This window comes from Nitrospirota bacterium (genome assembly GCA_016214845.1).
GTDB lineage: Bacteria > Nitrospirota > Thermodesulfovibrionia > UBA6902 > UBA6902 > SURF-23.
Map to the genome: position 1 here is coordinate 58,001 of JACRMS010000003.1, position 23,383 is coordinate 81,383.

Below are 23,383 nucleotides of genomic sequence, written 5' to 3' on the forward strand. Positions count from 1 at the left end.
ATGCACAGCTTTCTTGATTTCTATCAACAGCACATTTTTCTCTTGATTGCGATTGCAGTATATATCCCGCTGTGGATATTCCTGAACTTTCTGCGCCAAAGGAAAAACCTGACATTCGATCCTGATGCTGTTACAGCTATGCAGCCGCTGCCGCTGAGGTTCGGCCTCCTTGATTATACAAAGGCATTCATCTCATGGGTGCTGCTGTTTTACAGGCTGTTTGCAGTCAGACCGGGATTATATTATACGGGCGAACGTGATGAAAACGCGCCGCTTCTCGTAACGTGCAATAATTTTTTAACGGTCTTTCTGCTTGCACGGAGGATCGGGCGCAGGAATGTCCGGCTGCTTGTCATTGACACCAACGGAGTCAATGTCTGGTGTTCCGCGGCAAAAGGCAGTTTTTCAGCGGCGGAAATTATTGATAAGGCCAGACACTTCGGTTTAATACATGAGGAGCATCTTACTAATATCATTCTCCCCAAGCTCAGCCTGTCAGGCGTGAAGTTGTCCGACCTTAATAAAGCCGGAATACGGGCGCTCATCGGCCCGCTGTACGCGCGGGAGCTTCCCGGTTATCTGGATAAAGGAAAGTTTAAAAACCGCATCCGTGACAAGGTCCATTTCGGATTTCAATCGAGGGGTTTTACCGCACTGCCGACAGCCTTCCAGTTCTTTTACTGGTTTCTGGGGGTCTATGTTGTCACATTCTGGATGCTGACAAACTCGATTATCTGGGCCGCAACAGGCTTGGCATTTCTTTATCCGGTGTTTTTTCCCTTTCTGCCGGGGAGGCAATTCGCCGTTAAAGGAATCTCCCTCGGCCTTGCAGCTTCAATCCTGACCGCCGGTTATCTTTCTATCGAGGGATTTGATATTAAGTCACTTTTATTCTGGGTACTTTTTAATTTTGCCACCTCAATTTTTATCGCATTGAGCTTTACCGGCAACAGCCCCGTCAGCAATTACGAGAGCGTCAGGAAAGAGACCGCTTATTTTCTACCGGTTGTCGCGGCGTTGTATCTTTTTGCGATCCCGGTCAAGTTGTTTTTTATGATGAGATGATCAAACTTGACCGGGACAAATGTACAAACTGTTTTCTCTGCTCTTACGTCTGCCCGCACGGTGTTATTGAAATGGACGGCGGAGGGGCGGAAGTGAAATATGCGGAGAGATGCGTTTCCTGCGGCGCGTGCCGGCTTAATTGCCCGTCCGGGGCAATCTGTGTTACGCAGAAGACAGGCTGTGTTATTACTATCATCAAAGAAGACATTCTCAAGATCAAAGGAGGAGAAAGGCCATGTAAAGGATCCGGATGTTCACAGGGTAAAAACCCTAAGAATTGATGAGGCTGGAAAGCGTTTGGTTTTTAAATATCTAAAATAATTTCAGGAGGCCACAATGAAAAAAACATTGATAATAATTTTTATAGTAGCGATCTCTGGAACGTTCCTGTTTGGAGCCGATTCATTTTCAGTAGCAAAAAAGGAAACCATCAGGATCGGAGCTTCATGGCCCCTTACCGGGAATCTCGCGTTCATGGGTGAGGGATTAAAGAACGCCATCATTATGGCGAAAGAACAGCTCGGCGACACGAAATATAATTATGAACTGATATTTGAAGACGATCAGTTGAATCCCAAAATGACAGCCACTACGATCAATAAACTGATCAATATGGATAAAGTGGACGCGGTCATATCGCAGGGGTCGGGACCTGGTCATGTCACAACGCCGATTGCAACAAAGCATAAGGTCATTCACTTTGGTCTTGCCCTTGCCCCGGATATTGCAAAAGGGAATACGAATTTTATCCACTGGACCTCGGCTGCCGAGCACAGCAGGGTCATGATAAATGAGATGAAGAAAAGAGGCATTAAAAAGGTAGGGCTATTCGGTATGAACAATGAAGACGTGCTTATACACAGGGACGACTTCCGCGAGAGGGCGAAAAAAGCAGGGATCACCATCGTGTTTGACGAAATCTTCAATGTCGGAGAGAAGGACCTGCGGGGATTGATCGCGAAAGCCAAAGAAGGCGCAAAAAAGAACCCGCCTGATATTTACGTTGTCGTCGCCATGAGCCCGGAGATAGAAATATTGACCAAACAGATGAGAGAGGCAGGCCTCAATACGCCGCTGACAACCTTCTCTTCTTTTGAAGCCACTCCTGAGATGGGGCTCTTTGAGGGATACTGGTATGTAAGCCCCGCGGAGCCGACAAATAAGTTTATCGAAGACTACAAGGCAAAATACGGCAAATACCCGTCTGTATGCGCGGGAAATTCATACGATATGTTTAACCTCATAGTAAAGGCTGTCGAGAGCGCGAAATCAGGTTCGAAGCCGACGAGCAAACAGATAGCTGAGGAGTTAAGAAAGATAAAGAATTTTCCCGGTGCGCTTGGCAATTTGACTGTCAGACAGGACGGCATCGTAATATCGGAAGCAAAAGTCAAAATGATCAAAGACGGCAAGCCGGTTGTCATAGAGAATTGATGTTCACAAAGAAAAGATACACAGGAAAAATATATACCACCAAGGAGGAATTTTGCATGAAGCACAAGAGCAATTTGAGATTTATTTTCTGTATCGCTGTAATCAGTATTTTTGCATTGACGATGTTTCCCGGCTGTAAAAGAAAAGAGACCGCCGTAAAAGAGACCTTTAAAGTAGGGATGGTCGCGCCGCTTTCAGGCACGGCCGCATATTTAGGCGAGGGCATGAGAAACGCTATGCTTCTCGCAAAAGACCATTTGAAAAACACGAAATACAACTATGAGATAGTCGTTGAAGACGATCAGCTCGACCCCAAGGTGACCGCAAGCGCGGCGAACAAATTAATTAATGTAGACAAGGTTGACGCGATTGTTTCCATAGAGGCGGGGCCCGGAAATGTAGTGTCGCACCTCGCCACATCAAACAATAAAATCCATTTCGGGATCACAGCCGTTTCAGGCGTAGCAAACGGCGTGAATAATTTTCTTCACTGGACCCCGGCAATAGAACAGGCAAGGGTCCTGGTGAATGAACTTAGGAAAAAGGGCATCAAGAAGGTCGGCATCTTCCGGTCGGTATCGCTGGAAGACTGGCTTGAGTACGTTGAAGCGGTGCGTACTTTGATCAAAGACACGGACATCAAAATAGTGACCGAGCAGACCTTTACGGATGATCAGAAGGATTTCCGCAGCTTCATCGCAAAGGCAAAAGAGACAAAACCCGACATCTACTTTTTTGTGGTGCCAACCCCGGCGCTGGAAATCCTTACAAAACAGTTGAGGGAGGCAGGCGACAACACGCCGCTGACATCCATCGAATCTTTTGAGGCCACAGAGGAGCCGCAGCTTTTTGAAGGTTACTGGTATGTGAGCGCGGCGGAACCGGCCGGCGGATATACCACTTCTTACAAAGAGAAATATCATAAGAACCCCACTATATGTTCCGGCAATGTCTACGACATCTTTAACCTTATTGTCACAGCCGTGGAAAACGCCAAATCATCTTCTAAACCATCTGCTCAGGAGATCTCGGCGGAATTGAAGAAGCTGAAGAATTACAGCGGCGCCATGGGGCCGTTAAGCGTGGGAGATAACGGAGTTGTGCTTTCAAAGGCGCAGTTGAAGATGATCCGGAACGGCAAGATCACGCCGGTGGGGGAATAGTCATTTAATGTTTATTCAACTCCTGTTAAACGGAATTATAGCGGGGGCGGTCTATACGTTGATCGCCCTCGGCTTCAACCTGATGTACTGGACAGGGAAGTTTTTCAACGCGGCTTATGGCGCTATTGCCGTGACAGGCGCGTACGCCGTTCTTTTTCTATATAAAAAATCCGGCATGAATATCTTTGTCAGCGTTCTTGCCGGGGTAGCGTTTGCAGGGGCCCTGGGTATGCTCGCGGACAAGATAGTATTTATGCCACTTAGAAAAAGAAAAGCCTCAGCGGTGATAATGTTTGTGGCCTCACTTGGCCTGTTCACTGTGATACAGGCGGCGATAGCGATGCTTTTCAGCAGCGATTTCCAGATACTGACGGACACATTTGCTCCCGAAAAGACGTTAGAGATATTTGGAGGAGTTGTCACTGAGATTAACATATTGATTCTCACATCCGGGCTTTTGATCCTCGCGGCCCTTCACTTTGTTTTGAGCAAGACCTTGTTCGGCAAAGCTGTCAAGGCGATAGGAGACGACAATGAGGTGGCGAAGATCATCGGGATACACACGGACAGGATAATCGGCTATGTGTTTTTCATCGGGTCTGCGATTTCGGGACTCGCGGGCATCCTGATCGGTTTTGATCTCGGGATCAAGCCGACTATGGGAATGGATCTTCTGCTGAAAGGTGTCACCACTTCGATAATCGGAGGGGCCGGAAATATCTACGGGGGAGTGCTGGGGGCCTTTCTTCTCGGCTTAGCTGAGAACTTCGGCGTATGGAAGATATCAGGCGAGTGGAAGGACGCGATAGCCTTCGGTCTGTTGATAATATTTCTGGTGTTCAGGCCAAGGGGGATACTTGGAACGTGATTTGTCATCCCGAACTTGTTTCGGGATCTAAGAAAAAGATGCTGAAACAAGTTCAGCATGACAACTGAGGAACTGAATTCATAATGGATTATATAATTCATCTTGCTATCTTTTTTACGATTTATTCCATATTGGGACTTAGCCTGAATCTCGTCGTCGGATACACGGGGCTCTTTTCCATTACCCATGCCGTATTTTACGGGATAGGGGCTTATACAACCGCGATCCTTCTGACCGTCTTCAATTTGAACTTTTTCCTCTCCGTAATTGCGGGAGCGATAATTGCGCTTATCATCAGCCTGCTTATCGGGATAGTCCTGAGCAGGTTCAGCGATGATTATTACGCTATAGTGTCAATCGGCTTCAGCGTAATTGCATTTACGGTATTTCTGAACTGGCACTCTCTTACAAGAGGCCCATTTGGTTTTCCGGGGATCAACAGGCCGTCCATCCTGAATTATGAATTTTCTTCAAACGGCGCTTTTCTACTGCTGTCGTTTTTTTTCTTTGCGGTGATCTTTGTCATCTGCCGGCATATCGTGAATTCATCATTCGGCAGGGTGCTGAGGTCCATCCGTGAAGACGAAAAAACAATTCAGGTCTTCGGATACAATACCGTCTATTATAAGCTTGCGGTCTTTGTCATCAGCGCTGTCATCGCATCAGCCGCAGGCTCGCTGTACGCTTCTTACATGACCTTTGTCGGCCCGTCCATGTTCACCCTGAACGAGTCGATCTTCATTGTCGTCATAATTATACTCGGCGGACTCGGCAATCTTTACGGGTCGATCTTCGGCGCGCTTTTCATGATACTGCTCCCTGAAGCCCTCCGTTTTTTAGGGCTTCCGTCCACGGTCGCGGCGCAGATGCAGCAGCTGATCTACGGGACCATCCTTATACTGTTAATGCTGTTCAGGCCGCAGGGACTGATGGGAGAATACAGGCTGTGAAAATAGAGATAAGGAATTTCACAAAGAGATTCGACGGCGTAACCGCTGTCAATGATCTTTCGCTCACTCTCAAAGGAGGAAAGATAACGGGACTCGTCGGGCCTAACGGCTCCGGCAAGACCACGCTTGTAAATCTCCTGAGCGGATTGCTGCCGCTTGACAGCGGAAGCATAAGTCTCGGCAACGGGCATATTGTGAAAAAAATAAAACCTCACAAGATAATGTCACACGGAATAGCAAGGACGTTTCAGGACATACGCCTCTTCAATCAGATGAGCGTGCTCGACAACATCCTGGTCGTCCTGACCGAGCGTGATGTTTATTGCGCGATCCTGGAATGTAACGGCCCGGCGCATTTGAGAAAAGCGGAAGAAGTCCTGAGGGAGATCGACCTATGGGACAAGAGAGACGAGCTTGCCGCAAATCTTTCATACGGGCAGCGCAAGCTCCTTGAGATCGGAAGGGCGCTTGCTATGGACGCCAGGATTTATCTTTTTGACGAGCCGTTTGCAGGGCTTTTCACGGGAATGGTCAAGAAAGTTGAATCCATCATAAGGACACTCAGGGATAAAGGGTGCGCCATTATTTTAATAGAGCATGATATGGACCTGGTCCGGGGGCTTGCCGATTATGTCTTTGTGCTGGACAGCGGTGAGCTTTTATCTGAAGGCCTGCCTAATGAGGTCTTAAAAGACAAAAAGGTGATTGAGGCTTATTTGGGAAAATAATGATGCGGCAAGAGACACTGTTAGAGCTTGAAAATATTCATGTTCACTATAACGGGGTAAAAGCCCTCAACGGCATATCCCTGCAGTTGAACAAAGGCGAGGTTGTTGCTCTTATGGGGCCAAACGGCGCAGGCAAGTCAACGATCCTTAAAGCAGTCTTCGGTCTTGTGCCTATTGAAGCCGGTGCGGTATTTTGCCGCGGGGAAAGGATTGTCCCTCTGCCGTACAAAGTTGCAGAGCTTGGGATCGCCTTTGTCCCGCAGGGAAGACGCGTTTTCAGTCACCTGACCGTTCTGGAAAATATGGAGATGGGCGGATTCATGTTAAGGAATAAAAAGATATTGAGAGAGCGGGTCGATGAAATGATGGAGATATTTCCGTCGCTCTCTGTTAAAAAAAATGCAAAAGCCGGGATACTCAGCGGAGGAGAGCAGCAGATGCTCGCTATAGCAAGAGGGGTGATAATGGATCCCGGCGTGCTTTTGCTGGATGAGCCTTCGCTCGGCCTATCCCCGAAAATGGTCAAGGAGGTATTTCAAAAGATAGAGGAGATAAACAGAAAACAGAAAACTACCATAATGGTGGTAGAGCACAATATCAGAAGCGTGCTTGAAATTTCATCCAGGATTTACATCCTTGACAAGGGGAAAATTGCGTTTGAAGGCGCCTCTGCCGCCTTACTGCAAAATGGTGCGCTGACAAAGATATTTGAGGAAGTTTTTTTAGGGAAATATAACGGTCCTGAAGCAGCATAGACAAAAAGCGGTCACTTTGACCCTGTAATTTTTCGTACAGGTTATTAAGGCCCGGTTTAAATGACAGGAACAATTGCATTTAGACCGGGCTTTTTTGGTTAAAAATTTTTAATGAGAGGAGGTGAAAAGATGAAAATCAGACAAAGAATAGGACAAATCCTGGACAAGGCCCTTGACTGGCAGGAGCTTTCACGCGAGGAGGCCCTGGAGCTGATGCGGATCGATGAGAAATCGGATGAGATGTACGCCCTGATGTCCGCAGCGAATTCAATGACAAGAGAGAAGGTCAACAACATCGGAGAGGTTTTCGCGCAGATAGGGATAAACAACTGGCCCTGCCCCAAAAACTGCAAGTTCTGTTTCTTTGGCGAGGCATGGGGCCTGATCAAGGAACCGATGGAATTGAGCGTTGATCAGGTGGTGTTCAGGGCAAAGGAGTTCGAGAAAGCTGGAGCGAACAACATCTTTCTGATGACCACGGCGAATTATCCATTCAAGAAATTCCTGGAGATTGGAAGGGAAGTGCGCAAGGCGATATCGCCTGAAATGCCGCTGTCAGCCAACATCGGCGATTTCGGCCCGGCAGAGGCAAGGCAGCTTGAGGACGCGGGATTTCAGAGCGCATACCACATATACCGGATGCGCGAAGGGATAGACACCGGGATCGATCCTGAGATCAGAAAGAAGACCCTTGAGACAATAAGGGATTCCAGGCTGGCGCTTGTGTCATGCATTGAGCCAGTCGGGCCTGAACATACGGACGAAGAAATAGTGGACGAGATGTTCAGGACCCTGGGGTATAAACCTAACATGTTCTCAGTCATGATCAGGTTCCCTGTTCCCGGAACTCCTCTCGCGGAAAAAGGGAAGGTGTCCGAGTTGAAATTCGCGAAAATAGCCGCCGTGGGCAGGCTCGTTTGCGGAGACAGGGTCAAAAATTATTCCGTTCACGGGCCGTCAACCATCGTCCTCGCTTCGGGATCGAGCGCTATAGCAGCCGAATCGGGTTCAAATCCCAGAGACACTTCCGAGGATACTTCCAAAGGTATAGGGCTTTCTGTTGAAGTTGCAAGACAAATGCTAAGAGAAGCTGACTTTGTGCCTCTCGAAGGATTTTCAAAGGTATTTAACAAAACATAAAAACAATGTGTAGTTAGAGTCTGTCCATGAACTCTAACATTGAATCGTCATTCCCGTAATCTGTTGAGCGGGAATCCAGTTTCTCAGTAAGTTCTGGATGCCCGATAAAAGACTTCGGGCATGACAAAAACAATAAAAAGATAAGGAGAATAAAGATGAAATTTGGGAAAACACTTTCAGCATCAATGATCCTGTTGATCATGTCATTAACACTAAGCGCGGGTAATGCGCTTGCGGCAGGCGAGCGGGTTTATGTAACAGGATCGGGAAACCAGACCGTTACGGTTATCGATACTAAAAAGAACGAAGTCGTAAATACATTGAGGGTCGGTGTCTGGCCCGGTGGAGTTACAGTGGACCCTGATCTGGGCAAACTGTATGTTGTCAATTCAAGTCAGAGCGACAACACTGTTTCGGTCATTGATATCAAGAGCAACTCGGAGTTACAGAAGATCAAAGTCGGCAACGGCCCCATGCACCTGACGATAAATGAAAAGACGCATATTGGCTACCTGCCCCATTCAGAAGACAAGGGCCAGACCGTCTCGATCATTGACCTTAAAGAAGACAAGGTCACTGGAACGATCAAGGCAGGCGCGGCGCCTTTTCAGGTGGCCCTCGACATTGCTAACAACAAAGGCTACATCTCCAATTTTTCAAGCAATGACGTCTCGGTGTTTGACCTGAAAACCAATGAGGTCATCAAAACCATCCCTGTCGGCGTCTACCCGATCGGCTGCGTCTTCAGCCCCGCAAGCAAGAAGGTCTATATCACAAGCTGGCAGGACAACGATGTCACGATAATCGATACCGGAAGCGATAAGGTTGAAGGCAAAATTAAGGTCGGCAAACAGCCGTGGTACATAGGTGTTGACGCTCCCGGCAACAGGATATACGTAACAAGCAGGGCGGACAACAACGTGTCGGTAATTGATACGAAAACAAATAAGGTCGTAACGACGATTGATGTTGGCAGGGGCGCAAATGATATCGCGGTCGATTCAGCCAACAGCCGGGCTTATGTAGCAAACCATGAAGACAACACCGTCTCCATCATTGACACCAGGAGCAATAAAGTGACAGGCACGGTGAAAGTCGGTATCACAGCAGACAGCCCGTACACTTCTTCGCCGTGGAGTGTTGCGGTTTATTGATCCTTTTGAATGATCTTTTATGTGTACTGGTGAGCGCCTTTCATACGAGAGGCGCTCACACAGATAAAACAATCTGACTTTATATTTCAAATAAAGAAGCATGTAATGAAAAAATCTCATTCACACAGTTTGTTTGACTGGGAAAAGCCCTTAAAGGCGCTGGCTGATGAGACCCGCCTGAAAATCATCCGTAAGCTTTTAAATAATGAGTCGTCCGTAAATGAATTAAGCAACGCCCTCGGCATTCAAACATACAACATATCAAGGCACTTAAAAATATTGGAGGCCGCGGGATTGGTGGAAAAGAGAAAAGCTGGCGCAAACAGGATCATCAGGATAACAAGAGATATAAGGTCTTACTTTTCAGAAGATAACGTTGTGCTGGATTTAGGATGTTGCAAGTTCAAGTTCAGTGATTCGGAGAAATAAATTTATTGCCGGTTCCGTTGCATGTTATTTTTACCATGATAAACAAAAAGATTGACCCGAAATTCTACCGGAAATCTCTCTTCTCAATATTACTCTTTAGCCACATTATAGTAGTAATGATATTCATCCATTCAAAAACATATGCGTCAGATTTAAGGCATGCAATGGTCAGGATTTATGCGGATTGCAACGGGGTACGCGCTTCCGATAAAGGCTCATTAGAGCCTCTCGGTTCCGGATTTATTATTAACAGCAGCATGATTCTTACAAATGCGCATGTCGTTGACGATCAATCAGACATTGCTGTAAGGAGATTTAATCAGTCTGAAAGATACAGGTCAAAAATGCTTTACTTTACCCGAGAAGCGGACCTCGCACTTCTAACAGTTGATGACGGGCGGTTCTTTGAAGGCGTCTTGCCGCTTGAGTTTGGTGAACTGCCTGATGTTGGCGACGAGGTTTCCGTGTACGGCTTTCCAGGCACTGAAGAGATTGTTATTGCCAGAGGCCGCTATCACGGAATCGTAGAAGAGAGATACCTGCTTGGGAACAGTTCATTCCTTGCCGGGCATATTCGCGCGGAAATTCGCCCCGGCAACAGCGGGAGCCCGGTCATATCGGGAAACAAGGTTGCGGGAATAATAATGCAGGCCACAGAGCATTATGACAGCGGCCTCATGGTCCCTGCTTTCCTCATAAAACATTTTCTTGCGGATATCAGCGACGGAAAGAGTGACGACTTTCATTAATCAGATATCGATACGGAATTCTGTTGTTGCAGCTCCCCCTCCAGGCGGAAGGGGAACTGTACATTACTATTCTTTCGCTTTCGTTACGGTTTCATACCTTAAAGGGAAATAGTTTCCGACTCCCCCGACAGGATATTGCCATGTAGTATGTGTCTCGGTTATTCCCTCTACTGCTGTCTTTTCCTTCACGAGAACATACTTGGGCTCTATTCTTAATGGGAAGTAATTCCCAACGCCTCCGATCGGGTATGTCCAGACCGTCTCCACGCTGCTGCCGCTTCCAACTTGAGCCGCCTGTGCATCTCCGATGAAACCATATCCGAGCGCCAGCATGAAAGTTAAAATCAACGCATAATATATTGTCCGTTTCATCATGGTCACCTCCTTCCTTCTATTTTCATCATATCACTCTGGTGGAATTTGTAAAGTGTTAGGTCAGTTACCAATCTCATAACGCTGCTTAATTAATGAACACGATGCTCAAATTTTGAACTTTCATTTAGTGTCTTTCAAAATAAACAGGGTGAATTTTAAATGTTTTTAATGGCATAAATATTGCTCACTACTCACCACAAGTAATTCTGCGCCAGGTTTACATTTATAACTTACGGTTACTTTAGCCCTGTTTTTACAGGTCATTAAAGCCCGGTTGATTGACACGATGTTTCGGGATCAATGCTAGGGCTTTTTTATTTTTATATGGTGAACAGAGAAATTTTAATTTTGGTTTCATCCATAGTCATTATGGCTGTAGCTGTCAGTTTTAACCTGTCTTTTGCTGGAACAAGCCCTTCTCTGCCTGATGCAGAAAAGACCTATTCCTGGTACTGCGCGCCGTGTCATGGGGTCAAGGGCGACGGGAATGGCTTTAACGCGAAGAACCTCGACCCCCGGCCTGCAAACCACACGGACCCCAACCTTATGACTAAGAGGACGGATGAAGAACTTTTTGGCGTGATAAGCGGCGGGGGCAAGGGCGTCGGCAAATCCACCTTAATGCCGCCGTGGGGAAATACGTTTGACAAAGCCCGGATCGAATCGCTTGTTAAGTATTTAAGGGAATTGTGCAGGTGTCAGGAAGAATGAATAAACATGAAAGTTAGAAGATAAGAAGGTGAGAAGCTTCGAGGCATTTATATGTCCTCAACTTCTCAGCTTCCCAACTTCTATCTTCTAACTTTTTAAAACTCAAACAAAGGAGGACGCATGAAAGAATCAGAGCTTCAAAATGAAGACGTAACGCGGCGGAGCATCTTGAAAACCGCAGGCATTGCAGCAGCAGGCGCGGCAGTTCTCATCAGCGGCTTGAAAGGCAAGGCCCGGGCATCAAATGGAACATATCCGCAGGTGAAGGTGTCAAACATCAAAGACCTTAAACCCGGCAAGGCAGTAAAGTTCGATTATCCGCTTGTCGGCAGGAAGAACATCCTGATCGATCTCGGCTGCGCGGTTGAAGGAGGCGCTGGCGCGAACAAGAGCGTTGTCGCGTACAGCTCGTTCTGCACCCATCTTGGATGCGGCGTTGATATGGACAAGGAAAGCGGGATGCTTGTCTGCGAATGTCACCAGTCCGTTTATGATCCGAAGCAGAGCGGGAAAGTGGTCGAAGGCCCTGCCCCCAACAGCCTGCCGATGCTCGCGTTGGAAGTGGACAAGAACGGCGATATTTACGCGGTCGGCGTTGCCGGACTTATTTATGGACTCAGAAACAATCTGCTTGACGGGGAGGAGGTAAAGTAAATGAGCGACGAAAAGAAATTTTCCAGAAGGGATTTATTAAAGGTTTCGGCGGCAGGCGCAGCCGGGGTGTGCGCGATGAACGGGATGCCTGCGTTTGCGACAGGTAAATTTTCAGAGGCAAAGGCCACAGAATTTGCGGAGCTCCCTCCGGCAAATGCCGAGACTTATGATACCGCCTGCCGTTACTGCCATGTCATGTGCGGGTATAAAGTTTATATCTGGCCGAAAGGCACAGGCAGAAGGCCGGAAAAGGAAAAATTTTATCCGGTTGAAAAAATGAGGGGCGACTGGCCCAATCCCGTGTTCACCGTGGAGGCGAAAAAGAACGGCAAGGATGTGAACATAATGATAGTGCCTGACAACAAGGACGTGGCAAGCGGATCAAACTATTCCATCCGCGGCGCGTTTAATGCCCAGAGTTTATATTCAGAGAAACTTCCTACACGTATCCGCCTCAAAAAACCGATGATCCGCAAGGGCGGCAAGTCAGGCGTTCTGACCGAGGTTTCTTGGGATGAGGCGATTGAATTCACAGCGGCTAACTTTCAAAAGATCATTGATAAACACGGCCCTGACGCGGTCGGCGCTGTTTACGGCGACTGGGGTTATCTCCAGAATACCCACGCATTTTTAAAGTGGCTCTTCACCGGGATTAAATCCAGCACGCTCGCGGGCAACGGTTATCTGTTCTGGGGCGATGAAAGCTGGGGGCTTGCAGATGTTGTCGGCGGCGGGACCAGGTCTTTTACAGTGGAGGATTTCACAAAGACCAAGTGCATCTTCTGCGCCGGAAAAAATTTAAAGGACACAGGTTCATCATGGTATTACAACGCGTTGACAACCGGCGGGATGAACAAAGGCGACATTAAATTAATTTTTGTGGACCCGAGAAAGACACAGATGGCGGACGACGCAGTAAAAAGCGGCGGTCTGTTTCTCCAGATCAATCCCGGAACGGACGCGATACTTGGCGCATCACTGATGCACGTTCTCGTGAAGAACGATCTGTACGACAAAGATTTCGTGCAAAAGTATGCGACTGGTTTTGACACACTTAAGGGAACCGTGTTGAACAGCAGATTCGCCCCTGAGAATGCCGAGAAGGTCACGGGCATCCCGGCTGCGAAAATCAAAGCGGCGGCAGAAATGCTGGCCAAGTACAAAGGCCAGACAATGGTCCTCTTTGAAAAGGGCATCATGCATCAAGTGACAGGCTATGAAAATGAAGTCTCATACAGCGCAATGGGAATTATCCTCGGCAACGCGGGCAAGCCCGGCGCGTGCACATCAAGGGCAGGCGGGCACCCGAGAGGAACATGGGCTGATCCGCCTGCGCCGAATGGAGACAGCGCGATGAGAAGCATATGCGACAAGATCGACAAGGGAGAAGTAAAGGCCCTGTGGTCGTACATCAGCAACATCTACGTTCAGCTCCCGAACCTGAGCAAATATAAACCGCAGATCGACAGGATGTTCCTTGTCGTAAATGAGATCTATCCCACCGACACAACTGCGGCCGCTGACGTGGTCTTTCCTGCCGCGACATGGGGTGAGTGGAATTGCATTCAGGCCAGCGAAGACCGCAGGATCCATATTCAGCAGGGCTTCATGGACCCGCCGGGTGACGCGAAACCCGACTGGTGGATAGTCGCGAAACTTGCAAAGCGCATGGGGCTCTCCGGCTTTGACTGGAAGAACGAGCAGGAGATATACGAGGAATGCAGTGCCCGGACGAAAGGCGATTTCACCAGCGACATTTCAGAGATCTCATGGAACGACCTGATTAAGGCAGGCACTAACGGCATTCAATTCCCGTACAGAAACCGCAGGAGCATTTCACGGCTCTATTCCCCTGAAACAGAAGAAGTGATGGGCAGGCGGTTCAAGCACAAGGACGGCAAGGCGCATCTCGATCCTGTAAAAGCGCTGACTGATTTTGAGCCGTACAATCATCCACTGAGGGACAAGATCACAGGCGAGTATCCTTTATGGATGATAATGCACCGGGCGAATGAGGTCTGGAACACAGGATACAACTTTTACAACAACGGCCTCAATGTGCCGCTGACCCCGAATATCTATGAAAGGATATCGGAGCAGACCGTAAGCATCAATCCCAAAGATGCCAAGACGATCGGAGTGAAGAGCGGAGACCGGGTCACTCTCAATTCACGAAACGGCAGCATAAAGGCTGTGGCAAAGGTATCCGGATTGACTGTCCCCGGAGTTGTAGACGTCATGGCTCTTTATCCGAAGACCGAGTCAACGCCGAATATGGTCACCAGCGAGAAGGCAGACCCAAAGCTCGCTGAGTGGGACAGGATGGTGCCGGTCAATATTGTGAAGGTATAAGGATTGGCCACAGAGGGCACAGAGGAAAGAAGATAGGAACTTAAGAGGTTAAGAAGTTGAGAAAAAAACAAAAAGAATTATTTCCTTTTCTCATCTTCAAAACTTCTCATCTTCTCAATTTCTAACTCTGGGTTCTCTGTGGTTCAAAATTATTTTTATGCAAAAAGATAATATCTCCCGCCGCTCTTTTCTCCGCTTGATCGGATGGGGGTCTTTTTTTGCCGCAACAGGTATATCAGTTGCCGGAGCATTAAGGTTCTTATTTCCGCGTGTGCTTTTTGAAAAGCCATCGGCTTTCAAGATCAGTGTTCCTGCTGAATTCAAAGGAGGACCGGACTATCAGGTTTTTGAAAATTGGAAAGCCGAACACTCAGTCTGGCTTGTGAGAGAAAGAAATCGAATATACGCCGTACATGCTAAGTGCACTCATTTGGGCTGCACGCCAAACTGGTTTCCTGACGAAGGGATATTTAAATGTCCCTGTCACGGCAGTCAGTTTCACAAAAACGGCATGAACTTTGCGGGGCCTGCTCCGAGGCCGCTTGACCGTCTCAATATCGCGATCGATGATGACGGCAACATTGTCATAGACAAAAGCAGGGTGTACACGTTTAAGGAATTTGATAAACAGGGTGCGTATGTGGAGGTTTAAACATTCCCAAATTTACAAATCCATCTTCCGCCACGGGTATGAGGACACTAAGGAAAACAGGATACGGCAGATAAGGTCCAATATCTTCCTCCATGTCCACCCGGCAAAAATACCTGAACATGCGATGAAGATACGCTTTACCTGGTGCATGGGAGGGATAACCTTTTTTCTGTTTCTGGTGGAAACTGTAACCGGGATACTGCTGATGTTTTATTACCGCCCTGTCCCTGAGTACGCCTATCTTGATATAAAGTACCTGGAATTTGACGTGCCTTTCGGCGTGGTCCTGAGAAACCTCCATCGCTGGGCCGCGCACCTGATGGTGATCACAATCATGCTTCACATGCTGAGGGTCTTTCTTACCGGCTCATATAAACCTCCGAGGGAGTTCAACTGGGTAGTCGGCGTAACCTTACTGGTCCTCACTTTCCTGCTGAGCTTTACAGGCTATCTCCTGCCGTGGGACCAATTGGCTTATTGGGCCATAACGGTCGGCACAAATATGGTAAGGTCCATGCCGGTAATCGGACATGAAGGCCCGTTTGCAGTAGTTGATAAATATCATGACGTGCGATTTATGCTTCTTGGCGGCACAGAGATCGGAGGAAACGCGCTGTTAAGGTTTTATGTGCTGCACATTATGGCGCTGCCCTCTGCCGCGCTCATTTTCATAGGCGTTCATTTCTGGAGAATAAGAAAGGACGGAGGTATATCAAGACCGTTATAAGGGATTAGGGGTTAGGGATTGGGGATTGGTCTTTCACTAACCCCTGATCCCTAACCCCCAATCCCTAAGACACTATGAATAAACAAGAACGAAAATACGTCTTCCCTGACCTGGCGTTTATGGAATTTCTGACTGCCGTGGCGCTGACGATTATCCTGATCGTGTGGGCGCTGCTTGCCAATGCCCCTTTGATGGAGATCGCTTCACCGGCAAGGTCAGAGAACCCTTCAAAGGCCCCGTGGTATTTTGTGGGATTGCAGGAGCTGTTAGTCTATTTTGACCCGTGGATGGCAGGGGTCATCATACCAATGATCATTATCATCTGCCTCGCGGTAATTCCATATCTGGACAGAAACCCGCATGGCAGCGGCGGGTACTCGCTTTCTCTCAGAAAGTTTGCGGTAATAAATTTTATCTTCGGATTTTCGATGTGGGCCATACTGATCTTTATCGGATACTTTTTCAGGGGGCCGAACTGGCAAATATATTTGCCGTGGGAGTCGTGGGAACAGGTCAAAGACCTTGAAGAAAATCTCTGGAGCTTAAACCCGGTGATCGGGTTGATATTCATAGCAGCATATTTTTGCCTGTTCATGATCTTACCGGGGATGATAAAAAAAGATTTTCACAAGCGATACGGTCCCATCAGATACGTGATCGTCATGCTTGCATTGGCCTCAATGTATTTTGTCCCGGTGAAAATATTCTTAAGGCTTGCCTTCGGTATCAAATATGTTTTGGTGACACCGTGGTTTAACGTGTGAATAAAAAATTGGGTTGGGGGTTGGGGATTAGGGTTTGGTTAGGTTATGAAACTGACACGACATCAACTAATTTTAAATGCCATATTCTGCACAGCGCTTTTAATTGTCATTCTCTGGGCGCTGTACAGCGAATACAATCGTCCGTGGAAAAAGTATCAGAAGGAAAAAAAAATCCAGCAGCTCTATCTTCAGGATATCGGCGGAACCGACCGCTGCATCACATGCCATCAGGGAGCGGACAAACCCGGGTTCATCAACAGACCCCAGCCTTTTAAAACCCATTCGGGAGATTACCTGAAACATCATCCTGTTGAAAAATTCGGCTGTGTTGTCTGCCATCAGGGACAGGGCGCGGCTTTGACAGTTGATGCGGCGCACGGCAATGTGAAGAACTGGACAAAGCCGATTTTGAAGGGTCCTTTTGCGCAATCTTCATGCGGAAAATGTCATTCCATGGACCAGGCGCTGCCGCTGAATGTTGAATTAAAGGGCGCATCGGCTTTTGTCGAGGGATGGAAACTTTTCAACGAGAACAATTGTCTTGGATGCCACAAACTCACCGGATACAAAGTGCCTGACAGAATCGCACCCGCTCTCACATCAATAGGCAATAAGGTCAACAGGGAATGGCTGATAAAATGGCTGAAAAATCCAAAGGACTATCTGCCGAAAACAAAAATGCCGCGCTTTGACCTCAGTGATGAGGAGATCGGTTATGTCGCGGATTTTTTGATGGGTAAAAAAAATAACCCCTCCTTGTTCCTCCCCTTAGATAAGGGGAGGTTAGGTGGGGTTACAGGGAATGCAAATGGCATTCTTATATCACTCGGCTGTCTCGGCTGCCACACGATTGATGGGAACGGAAACAGTTTCGCTCCTGATCTGTCAAATATCGGCAGTAAGGTCAATGCGGACTGGCTTGTTCAATATTTGAAAAACCCGAAGGCTTATCAGGCAAAGACACCTATGCCTAACCTCATGATAGCTGATGGAGAAATCCAAAGCATTGTCGGTTATCTTATGAGTTTGGAAGGGGATAATCACAAAATAATAAATCCCCCTGCATCCCCCTTTTTCAAAGGGGGAGATCATTCCCCTCTATCAAGAGGGGTTAGGGGTGTGTCCTCCTCTTTAGCAAAGAGGGGCGAGGAAAAATTTTCCGAAAACATCGACAAGGGCAGAAAGCTTGTAAAAGACAAAGGCTGCACAGGCTGCCATGAGATAGAAAAATTTCCAACCGGATACGATGCCCCGACGCTTGACGGGATAGGAAGCAAAAGGGTTGATGAACTGGTTTTCGGCGATATCACCGGCGTTGATAAGACCCTGACAAATTGGCTGATGATCAAGGTTCAGGATCCCGAAAGGTTTGCCACAGACAGGATTGTGACGCGTATGCCAAATTATAATTTCAGTAAAGAGCAGGCAGAGGCGCTGGTGACTTTTCTCCTCGGCATAAGAAATGAATCAATCCCGTCAACTTACAAAAAGACGCTACTTGATCCTGACAAGCCAGAGATGAGAGGTGAAAGTGTTTTTGAGAAATATAACTGCGCGGGTTGCCACAAGTTTAATGATAAAGGCGGCAATATCGCCCCTGATATCAGTAAGGAAGCAAAAAAGAGCAGGCCGGAATGGTTATTCGCTTTTCTGAAAAGCCCGTATAAAATACGCCCTGAGTTTATGCTCAAAGCAAAGATGCCGGATTTCAATTTGTCCGATAAGGAAGTCAATTCCATAGTCGGATACCTGGCCGCTGTCTCCGGAGAATCTTTCCCATATAATTTTGAACCAAAAAAAGAAGTTAGCGCAGGGGACATTGATGACGGTGAAAAATTATACCAGGAAATATTTGCGTGCACTGGTTGTCATTCCGCGAACGGGCGCGGCGGGCAGATTGGCCCCGATCATACTGATGTGTCAAGCCGTTTGAAAAGGGAATGGATCGAGCAGTGGCTGAAAGACCCTCAAGCCGTACAGCCTGACGTCAGGATGCCGAAATTTAAATTCAGGGACTGGGAGTTTGAGGCATTAACTAATTACCTCATGACCCTCGGCAAATACAGGTTTGTGCGGACAAAGAATGCTGATTAGCAGCGGCGCGCCGAATTAGAAATTGTTCACATTACCCCCCCTGCACCGGAACCCCTTTATTTTTCAGGTAAAGCTATTTGTCTAAAGAACCGAAAAGCATATATGTCATTACGTTATCATAATGGCATTAAAGACTGAACATTGAACTTTAGAATATGACAGTATACTATATCAACCAAATGCTCATCCGGCTCTTGATAATATTCGCTATGCTGTCTGCTGTCCCGTCATATGCAGAGGACTCCATTGTGAACATCATTAAGAAATACGAAAATACATTCCTGTCGCAGAGCGCCGGTGAGGACAGTAAGGTAATGTTAAAGGACCTGCTGTCACGAAGCTGCGGGGGACATTCGGATTTTGAAACCGAGGCCGCGTTCAGGAAAGAGCTTATCTCCGATTCGGAAAAAGACACGGGGTTGCATCTTGAGGGCGGATACAATTTTAATTCACGTGCCGAAGCTGAGATCAACAGGAAACAGCATCTCTACCTCGGGGTCTACTGGGATGTGCTCCGTGACGGGTATTACGCCGGGAAAAGGCGGGCATCTTCACATGAGAACGAACTCCGTATCCTGGAACTCAGGCAGCAGGAGATAAGACGCCGGGAGGACCTGCCCTGTTACGTTAATGCCATTATCTCGGAGTTCAGCTCAGCTAAACTGAAAATGCTGCATGACAAGCATCAGTTCCTGCAGGATGTCCTTCCCGAACTGAAGAGGCTCTACTATCTCGGATATTTGCCCTTTGAAGAGATAAGCGATCTCAAGAGCGAGACCGTTCAGACGGAAAACAGGATATCTCAGTATTATTACTTCAGCAGGCTGGCATCTCCGGCGGGGATTTCACCCGCATCTTCGGATATTGCACACAAAAGTTTTCCCGTCTTTGACGTGGACCTTGACGGGCTCCTCCGGGAAACAGACGCCAACGACACAACAGACAGGACAATCGGATTCAAAAAAGAGATACTGGACAATAAATATTCCCGCTGGAACGACGTGCGCTTAAAATTGTTTGCCCGAGCAAACACATATGAGGACAGCTCTAAATTTGACGAAGGCGCCTCACTCGGTTTTTACTTTTCAGTCCCTTTAAATGTGTTCAGGGAAAAGGCCGTCACGAGCGCTGAACTCGAAAGGGATGCGGCAATGCTCCGCAGGGAGCAGAGCGGCAACATCGAGGACATTGTTGAAACCTGGTATGAATTAAAGTACAAGATCGACGATGTTATAAAGATGTACGGGAAAAAGCTGCATGTAACGGAGAAATTGAGGAGGGAAACCGTCAGGCAGGATTTCGACCCTGACAACTTTGATATGCTGCTTGCCGTCAGTCTGATGAAGGACCTTATGGATATTGACTTTGAAATGCTCGACGCTAAAGAGAAGGCTTACCTGAGGACGGCAAGGCTTTACGCCCTGTCGAAAGCGGAGAATTTTACGCAGTATGTAAACGAGGTCGAACTCAATGAACGGAATTTCGAGTTCAGAAGGCCCGGCGAGAGGGCGCTGTACATCTGGTCGGACGCCTTTAACAGGGAGGACAACCGGTTCATTATCGAATTCGCTGTAACCAAGACTATCTCAACGATCATCCTGTCTTTCAGCGAAAAAACGGACCTCTCGAAGCTCAGCGTTTTTTTGGGTGAGGCGAAAAAGAGAAACATTTCCGTAGAGTTGATGGTAAGCTCTAACAACTGGATATTCCCTGAGAGGGCCGCGGAAGCGGAGACAAAATTAAAGGACATCCTGAACTACGGTCCTTCCGTCTCCGCTGTGCATATTGATATTGAGCCTCATACCCTTGAGGGCTGGAAGACAAACAGGGACGAATACATGGGCCTGTATATCGGAATGCTTGAAAGGATGAAAGAGATTGTTGCCGGTAAAATAAAAATGTCCGTATCAATTCCCGTCTTTTATGACGCTAAGTATCTCCCCCGGATCTTTCATGCGGCGGACAGGGTCTATGTCATGGCGTACGAAATAAAAGACATCGACAAATTGAAGAACGGGCTGCAGGAGGCAATGGAGGTTGATAAAGGGAAAATAGTTTTGGCCCTGAGGCCCAAAGATTTCACTAACGAATTGGAAATGGAAGAGTTCATCGAGAAGGTAATGGGCACTACGGGACTGGGCTCATTTGCCTTCCATGATTTTGGCCAACATATAAATATTACGAGGCAGCCATGAAACTGAGAAACAAACAGACTTATATCAGGACAACAAAGGAAGAATTTACCGGGGGGAAGACAAACATAAGCAAGCTTATCTATTTTTCCGTGCTTATACTGTTAGCTTGCTTTGTCCTGTTCTATCTCTTCAGTAAGTTCTATTACGTCAACGGCATCGGACAGGTCGTTTTCGATGTGACATATGTACAACCGGACAGGGACATAAGGATAGAAAAATTCCTGGTCGGGGAGGGAACGTTCGTAAAAAAAGGCGACCCCCTTATCGAGTACGAAACTTCAAGCTACCTCTATAATGTAAACACGCCCGGCGATGAAGGAAGACAGAGATATGATATGGACACTTTCAGGCTCCACAGGGACCTGGAAGAAAAAAAGATAGAAAAGACAGGCATCGAAAAAGAACTTGAACTGCTGCAAGGCCAGCTCGACAGCATATACAGGCTTCAGTCCCTCGAAATTTATATGAGAAAGGACATGTTGCCTGTGACAAAAAGGATTGACGAGCTCAGGCTCAAAAAGGACCTTATTGAAAATGAGATCACTCTGCTGAATGAACTGACCGGCCAGGTCCCCAGGGGCGCAGCGCGCCAGGGTGCAGGTGTTCAATCTTTTGATTACAGCGGCAAAGGAATAATTCAGTCGCCTTCAGACGGACAGGTAACAAAGCTTTACAGGGAAACTTATGAGGTCGTGCCCAAGGGAGACAACATTATTGCAATCCATCAGGTCCAAAATCCGAGGATAAAGGCGTACTTTGAGCAGAATGATATACAACACATTGCTTCCGGGCTGAAAGTTGACATTGAGTTTCCCGACGGCACAGGCGGCTGCGGGGTCATTGATAAACATTATCCGTACACAACCCTGCCGCTCCCGGAGGAGCTTCAGATGAAATCCGAACCGGTGCACAGGTCGCTTGTCGCTGACATAACACCCTGTAAGGGGGATGAAGAACGATGGAAATATTTTTATAAAATGAACGTGAAAGTAAAGGTAAAAAGATGGAAAAAATAATTCTCATAACAGACAAACCGGAACAGGGCAAAGGCCTGTTTTCCCGGGTCCTCAGTCTTGATTCACTGGACTTAGAAGCTCTCAAAGATTTCGAGGCGGTTTTCATTGAAGCAGCGGATGCAGCCCGGGTTGAGGACACCGTAAGGGGAATAAAGGACCACCATGACATCAACGTTTACCTGAAGCCCCTCTTCCTGCTTGTAAAAGAGCAGGCCAAAGATGAGCGGCTCGCGGGCCTGCTGGACGGGACCATTGTCAAAGGCAATACGCTTGAGGAATCAATAAAAGCGGAGACCGGCAACATCCGGGGCATCAATAAAAAAATACAGGACATCGCGGCTGCCGGACACGCCGATGACAACAGCATCACAACAAAGATACTGAGATATCTCTTCAGCCGCGGGCGGAAATTGTCCCCCATCCGCTCGGTAAGGTCCAGGTTCGGATATTTCTTCCCGGCACTGAACGCGTATCATTCAAAGGAAGATATCCAGGTATTCACCCTCCTGGATTTCATGAAGAAGGAGCAACTGCTTTCCGGCGTTTTCAGAGACCGGATACATCTGTGCAATTACTGCAACTCCGCCTTCCTGAATTTCAGGGAAACCTGCCCCCTGTGTAAATCGGCGGACCTCATAGTAAACGATCTCGTTCACCATTTTGTCTGCGGTTACACAGGCCCTGAAACAGACTTCAGGCAGGAAAACAGGACCGTTTGTCCCAAGTGCAGGACCGAACTTAAGCATATCGGCGTGGATTTTGACAGGCCTTCCGTTGTCTATGAATGCGCGGAATGCAAAGAGGTTTTTCAGGAGCCGGCAGTCGATTCCCTGTGCATAGCTTGCGGGAAGACATCCAGTGCGGACGACCTCGTTACCGAGGACATTGAAGAGTATGATCTGACGTCCCTTGGCAGGAACGCGGCATTCTCCGGGATTGATATGCTCTTTGTGAATATCCTGAAAAAAGAAGTGAACGTCTTGAGTCTCGATACATTCAAAGAGATCCTGAACCTTGAGGTCTTGAGGATCAAGAGATACAAGAACGTGGCAAGTTCAATCACGGCGCTTCACATGGACAACCTCGACCGTATCCAGACGGAGCTGGGATCAAAGGGGCAGTCTGTTTTCATGGAGATAGCAAAAGTCATCAGGGGATATGTCAGGGAGACAGACGTTGTTACAATGACGGGTAATTCTCTCTACCTGTTCTTATTTATTGAAACCCCCCTGGAAAACGTCCAGGGCGTTATGGACCGGTTGAAGAAATCCGTTGAGAAGCCCCTGACAGACAACCTGAACTTTTCTCCCTCCATCCGGACAATATCTCTTCCTGTTGACGGGAAAGCAGACGCGGCAGAACTCATAAATAATCTGTTAAAAGCAAGATGACCGAATTTTTTGCGGAC

General features: G+C 47.6%; 23 protein-coding genes. 22 read left to right on the forward strand and 1 reads right to left on the reverse strand.

Going from position 1 to position 23,383, the window contains the following annotated elements:
- The 12 genes from HZB61_00645 to HZB61_00700 all read left to right on the forward strand — a co-directional run bounded on the left by HZB61_00645 (nucleotide 1) and on the right by HZB61_00700 (nucleotide 10,435).
- Entirely contained in the window at nucleotides 1-1,065 is a 1,065-nt protein-coding gene (locus HZB61_00645; GenBank protein ID MBI5055111.1) for a hypothetical protein, read from the forward strand.
- Nucleotides 1,062-1,346 carry a 4Fe-4S binding protein gene (locus tag HZB61_00650; protein ID MBI5055112.1) on the forward strand — a complete coding sequence of 95 codons (285 nt, stop codon included), beginning with the start codon at nucleotides 1,062-1,064 and terminating at the stop codon, nucleotides 1,344-1,346. The genes HZB61_00645 and HZB61_00650 overlap by 4 nt, the downstream gene beginning before the upstream one ends.
- Before the next feature lie 55 nt (nucleotides 1,347-1,401).
- Nucleotides 1,402-2,499: an ABC transporter substrate-binding protein gene (locus HZB61_00655; GenBank protein ID MBI5055113.1), complete on the forward strand. Its 1,098-nt coding sequence runs from the start codon at nucleotides 1,402-1,404 to the stop codon at nucleotides 2,497-2,499.
- Nucleotides 2,500-2,555: 56 nt separating this feature from the next.
- Nucleotides 2,556-3,662, forward strand: coding sequence for an ABC transporter substrate-binding protein (locus HZB61_00660; protein MBI5055114.1), 1,107 nt, complete (start codon nucleotides 2,556-2,558; stop codon nucleotides 3,660-3,662).
- A gap of 7 nt (nucleotides 3,663-3,669) precedes the next feature.
- Nucleotides 3,670-4,530 (forward strand): branched-chain amino acid ABC transporter permease, encoded by an 861-nt coding sequence (locus HZB61_00665; protein ID MBI5055115.1) that lies wholly within the window; start codon nucleotides 3,670-3,672, stop codon nucleotides 4,528-4,530.
- Between the two features lie 83 nt (nucleotides 4,531-4,613).
- Nucleotides 4,614-5,480, forward strand: coding sequence for a branched-chain amino acid ABC transporter permease (locus tag HZB61_00670; protein MBI5055116.1), 867 nt, complete (start codon nucleotides 4,614-4,616; stop codon nucleotides 5,478-5,480).
- Entirely contained in the window at nucleotides 5,477-6,208 is a 732-nt protein-coding gene (locus HZB61_00675; protein MBI5055117.1) for an ABC transporter ATP-binding protein, read from the forward strand. Before HZB61_00670 ends, HZB61_00675 begins: the two co-directional genes overlap by 4 nt.
- A complete protein-coding gene (locus HZB61_00680) occupies nucleotides 6,208-6,963 on the forward strand; it encodes an ABC transporter ATP-binding protein (GenBank protein MBI5055118.1) in 756 nt (251 codons plus the stop codon). Before HZB61_00675 ends, HZB61_00680 begins: the two co-directional genes overlap by 1 nt.
- A gap of 129 nt (nucleotides 6,964-7,092) precedes the next feature.
- Nucleotides 7,093-8,103, forward strand: coding sequence for a radical SAM protein (locus tag HZB61_00685; GenBank protein ID MBI5055119.1), 1,011 nt, complete (start codon nucleotides 7,093-7,095; stop codon nucleotides 8,101-8,103).
- A gap of 155 nt (nucleotides 8,104-8,258) precedes the next feature.
- Nucleotides 8,259-9,257: a YncE family protein gene (locus HZB61_00690; protein ID MBI5055120.1), complete on the forward strand. Its 999-nt coding sequence runs from the start codon at nucleotides 8,259-8,261 to the stop codon at nucleotides 9,255-9,257.
- A gap of 105 nt (nucleotides 9,258-9,362) precedes the next feature.
- A complete protein-coding gene (locus HZB61_00695) occupies nucleotides 9,363-9,686 on the forward strand; it encodes a winged helix-turn-helix transcriptional regulator (GenBank protein ID MBI5055121.1) in 324 nt (107 codons plus the stop codon).
- Between the two features lie 35 nt (nucleotides 9,687-9,721).
- A complete protein-coding gene (locus HZB61_00700) occupies nucleotides 9,722-10,435 on the forward strand; it encodes a trypsin-like peptidase domain-containing protein (GenBank protein ID MBI5055122.1) in 714 nt (237 codons plus the stop codon).
- Between the two features lie 66 nt (nucleotides 10,436-10,501).
- Here HZB61_00700 and HZB61_00705 read toward each other — a convergent pair whose 3' ends face one another.
- Nucleotides 10,502-10,810 (reverse strand): hypothetical protein, encoded by a 309-nt coding sequence (locus HZB61_00705; GenBank protein MBI5055123.1) that lies wholly within the window; start codon nucleotides 10,808-10,810, stop codon nucleotides 10,502-10,504.
- A 348-nt stretch (nucleotides 10,811-11,158) separates the two neighbouring features.
- Between HZB61_00705 and HZB61_00710 the strand changes: the two genes are divergently transcribed.
- The 10 genes from HZB61_00710 to HZB61_00755 all read left to right on the forward strand — a co-directional run bounded on the left by HZB61_00710 (nucleotide 11,159) and on the right by HZB61_00755 (nucleotide 23,366).
- Nucleotides 11,159-11,521 (forward strand): cytochrome c, encoded by a 363-nt coding sequence (locus HZB61_00710; protein ID MBI5055124.1) that lies wholly within the window; start codon nucleotides 11,159-11,161, stop codon nucleotides 11,519-11,521.
- Between the two features lie 120 nt (nucleotides 11,522-11,641).
- Nucleotides 11,642-12,175: an arsenate reductase (azurin) small subunit gene (locus HZB61_00715; GenBank protein MBI5055125.1), complete on the forward strand. Its 534-nt coding sequence runs from the start codon at nucleotides 11,642-11,644 to the stop codon at nucleotides 12,173-12,175.
- On the forward strand, nucleotides 12,176-14,527 hold the full coding sequence (locus tag HZB61_00720) for a molybdopterin-dependent oxidoreductase (GenBank protein MBI5055126.1): 2,352 nt from the start codon (nucleotides 12,176-12,178) through the stop codon (nucleotides 14,525-14,527).
- A gap of 157 nt (nucleotides 14,528-14,684) precedes the next feature.
- Entirely contained in the window at nucleotides 14,685-15,179 is a 495-nt protein-coding gene (locus HZB61_00725) for a ubiquinol-cytochrome c reductase iron-sulfur subunit (protein ID MBI5055127.1), read from the forward strand.
- Nucleotides 15,166-15,906, forward strand: coding sequence for a cytochrome b N-terminal domain-containing protein (locus HZB61_00730; protein MBI5055128.1), 741 nt, complete (start codon nucleotides 15,166-15,168; stop codon nucleotides 15,904-15,906). Before HZB61_00725 ends, HZB61_00730 begins: the two co-directional genes overlap by 14 nt.
- Before the next feature lie 74 nt (nucleotides 15,907-15,980).
- Nucleotides 15,981-16,670, forward strand: coding sequence for a hypothetical protein (locus HZB61_00735; GenBank protein ID MBI5055129.1), 690 nt, complete (start codon nucleotides 15,981-15,983; stop codon nucleotides 16,668-16,670).
- Between the two features lie 45 nt (nucleotides 16,671-16,715).
- The gene (locus HZB61_00740; GenBank protein MBI5055130.1) at nucleotides 16,716-18,764 is read left to right on the forward strand and encodes a c-type cytochrome; all 2,049 of its coding nucleotides are present in this window, start codon (nucleotides 16,716-16,718) and stop codon (nucleotides 18,762-18,764) included.
- Between the two features lie 155 nt (nucleotides 18,765-18,919).
- Nucleotides 18,920-20,959 (forward strand): hypothetical protein, encoded by a 2,040-nt coding sequence (locus HZB61_00745; GenBank protein MBI5055131.1) that lies wholly within the window; start codon nucleotides 18,920-18,922, stop codon nucleotides 20,957-20,959.
- Nucleotides 20,956-21,975 (forward strand): HlyD family efflux transporter periplasmic adaptor subunit, encoded by a 1,020-nt coding sequence (locus tag HZB61_00750; protein ID MBI5055132.1) that lies wholly within the window; start codon nucleotides 20,956-20,958, stop codon nucleotides 21,973-21,975. The genes HZB61_00745 and HZB61_00750 overlap by 4 nt, the downstream gene beginning before the upstream one ends.
- Nucleotides 21,963-23,366, forward strand: coding sequence for a diguanylate cyclase (locus tag HZB61_00755; GenBank protein ID MBI5055133.1), 1,404 nt, complete (start codon nucleotides 21,963-21,965; stop codon nucleotides 23,364-23,366). Before HZB61_00750 ends, HZB61_00755 begins: the two co-directional genes overlap by 13 nt.
- Nucleotides 23,367-23,383: the final 17 nt, after the last annotated feature.